Annotated in this window: 5 protein-coding genes and 1 pseudogene; 1 reads left to right on the top strand and 5 read right to left on the bottom strand. The window is 65.2% G+C overall.

Going from position 1 to position 4,756, the window contains the following annotated elements:
• The 5 genes from Q7A36_RS38400 to Q7A36_RS38380 form a co-directional block, all read right to left on the bottom strand.
• Positions 1-784: hypothetical protein (locus Q7A36_RS38400; protein ID WP_305109065.1), on the bottom strand; the 784-nt coding region annotated here is incomplete at its 3' end.
• Positions 785-1,780, bottom strand: a complete 996-nt coding sequence (locus Q7A36_RS38395) for a YdaU family protein (protein ID WP_305109064.1) — start codon at positions 1,778-1,780, stop codon at positions 785-787.
• Between the two features lie 277 nt (positions 1,781-2,057).
• Complete coding sequence (locus Q7A36_RS38390) at positions 2,058-2,258, bottom strand: hypothetical protein (RefSeq protein WP_305109063.1); 201 nt, start codon at positions 2,256-2,258, stop codon at positions 2,058-2,060.
• Between the two features lie 212 nt (positions 2,259-2,470).
• Positions 2,471-3,472, bottom strand: a complete 1,002-nt coding sequence (locus Q7A36_RS38385) for a phage antirepressor (RefSeq protein ID WP_305109062.1) — start codon at positions 3,470-3,472, stop codon at positions 2,471-2,473.
• A 63-nt stretch (positions 3,473-3,535) separates the two neighbouring features.
• On the bottom strand, positions 3,536-3,853 hold the full coding sequence (locus Q7A36_RS38380; RefSeq protein WP_305109061.1) for a hypothetical protein: 318 nt from the start codon (positions 3,851-3,853) through the stop codon (positions 3,536-3,538).
• Positions 3,854-4,493: 640 nt separating this feature from the next.
• Between Q7A36_RS38380 and Q7A36_RS38375 the strand changes: the two are divergent.
• Positions 4,494-4,756: pseudogene (locus Q7A36_RS38375) on the top strand (hypothetical protein); the annotation flags it as partial.

The raw sequence follows: 4,756 nt of genomic DNA, 5'->3' as shown, positions 1-4,756 counted from the left end.
TTGAACGGCATGGTGGCCCTCCCTCGAACGAGGGCTCGCCCCCACCCGAACCTACCCGACGCCGCTCGATCCGACGATCCCTGCACCAACATGACATGGCTTCGTATCGGGCCACCGCGTCCGCAGTCTCCGCGGGATCCAGCGCAGGGCCACGCATGGGGGCCGGAGCGCCGGAGGGCTTCAGGCGGTGCAGGCCGAGCAGCTCGCGCTTCCACCGGGCCAGCGTGGGCTCGAGGGCCTGCCGGATCTCCTCGTCGCCCGGGAACCACTTGGTCCGCACGGCGCGCACCGTCTCCGCCGTGAAGAGGCTGGCCGGGAGATCGCCCAGCATGAAGGCTAGGCCCGCCACCCGGTAATGGAAGTCGGTCGGCGTCTCCGGCCGGCTGCATCCCATGTTCTTCGGCCAAAGCCACACGGCGAGGTGTTCCGGGGTAATGCGCGGCCCGTCGATGGCCTCCACCAGCCAGCCGATGCGGGCCTTCACCGCCTCCATGTCCGCCGGGGTGAGCCGGGTGCGGCCATAGGCGTCCATGCGATCCAGCCGCGTCTCATCCGCCTCGAGCGCATCGGCCACCGCGCGCTGGACGATGGCGGGCGACAGGGGCTCCTCCAGACGCATGGGCAGGGCCACCGCGACGTGATCGGGGGCATCGCGCAGCCCCAGCGCCTCCGCCGGCACCTCCACCGAGCGCACAACGGCATGCTCGAGGATGCGGGGCAGAGCCAGGGCAGTTGCGTGGCAGCTATCGGGCGCAATGGTGGCGGGCAGTGTCTCGCGGCGCATCTAGCGGATCTCCTCCCCGATGCCGTCGATCACCGGGCCACCAGCGCGCGGGGCCTGCGGTGCGGACTGGCGGATGGGCGCGAAGCCGAAGCGGGACACGCGCGGGCCATTGGCCACCTGCCGCGGGGCCTCCGGCTCGCCGTGCTGGCGCTGCTGCACGATGACCCCGCGCAGGTAGGGCTCGAGGGCCTCGCTCATCATCCCAGCCATGCGGAGCTCGAGCCAGCGCGCCAGGAGGGCCTCCACCCGATCGCACACCGCCACGGTAGGCGCCGGCGCCCCATCGCAATGGGCGCGCAGCAGGGAGTTGCAGAGCTCGAAGGTCCGGCCCTCCGTAATCCGGGGCTGGTGTTGCTTCAGGAAGGCGCGGATCCGGCCCTTTGCCTCCTCCACCGGGTTCGCTGGCAACGGCACCACCTTGGCGCCCAGCGTGTCCCTCGGCGGAGGGATCCCGGCCACCTTACGTGGCGGCTTGCCGCCCTCTTCCCGTAGGGAAGAAGAATCTCTGTGATTCTGTATCTGTGTTGTGCAACCCAACTGCAAACCTAATGCTTTTGCATTGCCGTCAATCTTTGTTTTCAAATGCTTAGTGATAGACTCTCTGGGAGCTTCTCCCCGGGTGGTAGATGACGATTTTCCGCCCTTCGATGCCGCTTCCTTGCTGCGGGTCCACCGTTCGGCCGCAGCTCCCGCCCGCTTCGACGCAACCTCCCGGGCGTGGTCCTTCTCCGCGATAAGGCGCTGCTGAATCAGCGTTCCGGGCTCTGGGCCCGAGATGAAGAAGGCACGGATTGCCCGCGCGATCTTCTGCCAATGGTCCAGTCGCAGATTCGCAATTCGGGCCAGCATCACGTCATCATCGGGCAGATGCCCCAGCCGCCAGTGGGCCATCAGCAGCAGGAAATAGGCACCGTGCTCTGTGGTGCTGAGATGCGGGGTGTCTGCAAGATAGTCCCCTATGTGGAGAGGCATCCACTTGTCGACCTTCCCGCTCATCGCATACCCCCGCCCATGAGGGTCTCCATGAACTGCCCGGGGCGTCGTACAGCCCGGAGGCGCGGCGATGGGCCATTCCGTAGGGTTGGGATCCCTAGCGTGAAGACGTCATCAGCACTGCCTGTAGTATCGACGTGTTCTCGCCCACCGCGGCCGCGAGTATCCGCAAGCCGAATGACGCGATAGTCGGCACTAGCCGACTCGCTAAGACCTGCCATCGATGGATGGACCCACGTATCCGCTCCCTAATCGGGAGAGATGCGCAGGTGCCTTCCCGTCAGTCAGCAGACACGGAGGCTGCGAGCGGCTCCAAGCCGAGAGCTTGCGCCACTAGCGGCAGGTGTGCGCGCTCGATGAACCAGCGCGACCCGACACGCACCGCCGGTACCTTGTCGGCGAGCACGGCTTGGTACAGGCGCTGGTACGGAACGCGCAGCTCACGCGTGGCGTCCGTGAGAGGGAGCTTTGAATCGGACATGGCACTCTGCCTCTTCGTTGATGAGTGCCCGCCTCAACAACCTTGACACAGAGCGCCAAAATAGGGAGAACCCTATTTGTAGACTAGAGCTCCTGCCTCTGCTGCGAGGTGGGTAGATTAGAGCGCCGTCCTGCCAGGGACGGCGCTCTAATTGTCTTTCTTTTTTGCGGCGTAGGCAATGCCAATTCGGCCGCTCGCCGCAGTTCGCTTCGTCATGCTGCGTTGGCCGAGGACAGCATCGTCGCTAGCGTGGCGAGGCCTTTGTCCGTCACCAACACCTGCGTGCGAGAGCGCTCGACACCGCCTCGGTCGCGGTAGCGCACCGGCCTATGCTCGAGCATGCCGGCTTCAATCTGGCGCTGGTAGCCAACCCACTCCTCGCTTCCGCCGCGCCGGTAGATCCAGCTCCGCGCAGCCAAGAGGCGGATGAGCTCTCGCGGCTGCAGCTTCAGCTCCTTGGCCGCAACAGTCATGCAGCGCGATCCCTCGCTGCCCTCCAAACGATCCAATGCCTCCACCTTTGGTGCCATGGCCGCGTTCTCCGTGGTGAGCCGCGCGGCCCTTGTCTGGAGCACCACCATCGCGCGCAGGACGAGCTCGTTCTCTGACAGCTCGCCGGCTCGCTCATGCTCTGCGCCCGTGGTGTATCCACCCTTGCGGCGGACTGCGGGCAGCACTTCCGATGTCACCCATCGGCGGAAGCGGTGCGCCACACTTCCCGGCGTCGTCGCCTGCCGAGATCGCAGGATGAGGGCGTAGAGGCCGCTCTCCGCGATGAGCTGCACATACTGCCGCCCGCCAAGGGTGTCGACTGAACCGACACCCTTCTCATCGGCGTCCAGCTTCGCCAGCGCATCGCGGCTATTAGCGATACACAGAGCATGGGCGACGTCGACGGCCACGAACCATGGCGTTCCAACCTGATCGACGACCCGGATCGAGGCGTCCTCGAAGACGAAGGGCCGTAGGGCACCTGCGATCTGCGTCACCGGAGCGGGGAGCTGAACCTCACCGACTTCCGCAGTAGGCGCTGCCATCGCGCTCTCGACCCAGCGGTATAAGGTGGCGCGGCTGGCGCCCTTGTCGCGGAACCGCGCGACCAAATCGGCCCGCTTCAGCGCAGGGCCTTGTCTCTCAAGCTCGACGCGCACCGCCGCTGCCACAGCTCTTTTCAGCGTCGTTCGTGAGAAGTCCACGATCTCAGTTTCTCTCATTTTCGTCTCAAAATCCCATACCTGCGTCTCAGCGCGTGTCTCACTGGAAACCTACGCGGCCGTTTACAGCGCCAGGTGTACTCCGCTCCGCGCTGCCAGCGTTTCGACATCTGCCAGAGCGGCTTCAGCAACCTCGATGACGAAGTCCGACAGCTGCTCGTGCGGCTCCAAGAGCGTGATCAGCTGCTCAAGCCGAGCAGCCACGCCAGCCAGGCTTTGAGCGCGAGTAACCAAGGCACGACGGCATAGCGCGGCCTCTTCAGCAACCAGCGCTTCGTAGATGCCACCACCGGGAATGAGACGGCTGGCGGCATCAACAAGTTCGTCGGAGCGGCGCAGCATCGCCGGAAGCAGATCGCTGTGCAGTGAGTTGGTAAGCATCAGAAAATCCTTCGCATGACGGAGAACCTTGAGGCCGCAGCTCCAAATTTGGTGCTTTTGCACCTAGAGCACCAATAGCCCCTACAGCCCGTTCCACGCAATGGAAATTTGCACCAAACGCACCATAGGTGTTGTGGCGCAGATTCGTGGTCGCTATCGTTTTCGGATGGAAAAGCCCGACCCGATCGTCCGAAAGACCGTCTCGCTGCCTGCCAGTCTCTGGGCACGGATCGACGACTATCAACTTCGGCACCGGATCAAGCGAGACACCGCGGCAGTACGACAGCTGCTTCAGGAGGCGCTTGATGCTGCTGACCGCCAAGCCTCAGAGCCAAAGAAGCACGCCCCCTAACTGGGGCTGCACACGATGGGAGAGGAGGGAGGCCACCCAGGCCAGAAGGCGTCGCGCCTATTAATGAGCTCGAGCGGCAGGAGAGCCGAAATCGATGGATGATGGAGCACCAGCGCCGATGAAGCTGGCCATCCTTCCCTCGCTGGCGGCGCTGATACTGGCCGGCGTCGGCCCGGACCAAGGGCAAGATTGCGCTGGCCGAGCTGGATCGACTCATTGCTGCCGGACTGCGTTTCAGCCTGACGCTGACCGGTGCCAGCTACGGCGCGAGTGCGGCCTGACCTGGGCGTGGGCATCCCGCGTAACCGGAAGGTCTATGGCGCCGACGTCGAGCTGGTCCCGCCCGCCGGCCGCAAGCGGCACCCGGCATCGGACCAGGAGCCCCGAGAGACCGGGGTGATGCTGGCGGACATGACCTGGCGGCCTAGCACCAAAGGCCCTCTCGTGGCGCGGTTCGCGGCCACCCGCGTGCGGGTCGGTGATGGCGCGACCTGGGCGAACAACTGTCAACCCGCCGGGTCCGCTACCGCGGAGCTGCGCAAAATGGCCAT

The sequence above is a fragment of the Paracraurococcus lichenis genome (assembly GCF_030657435.1).
Lineage (GTDB): Bacteria > Pseudomonadota > Alphaproteobacteria > Acetobacterales > Acetobacteraceae > Paracraurococcus > Paracraurococcus lichenis.
This window is presented reverse-complemented; position numbering and strand designations above follow the sequence as displayed.

Bases quoted from the DNA above. Each gene is read 5' to 3' on its own strand.
- Q7A36_RS38395 (WP_305109064.1), bottom strand. From the start codon at position 1,780: ATGAGCGGGAAGGTCGACAAGTGGATGCCTCTCCACATAGGGGACTAT.
- Q7A36_RS38390 (WP_305109063.1), bottom strand. From the start codon at position 2,258: ATGTCCGATTCAAAGCTCCCTCTCACGGACGCCACGCGTGAGCTGCGC.
- Q7A36_RS38385 (WP_305109062.1), bottom strand. From the start codon at position 3,472: ATGAGAGAAACTGAGATCGTGGACTTCTCACGAACGACGCTGAAAAGA.
- Q7A36_RS38380 (WP_305109061.1), bottom strand. From the start codon at position 3,853: ATGCTTACCAACTCACTGCACAGCGATCTGCTTCCGGCGATGCTGCGC.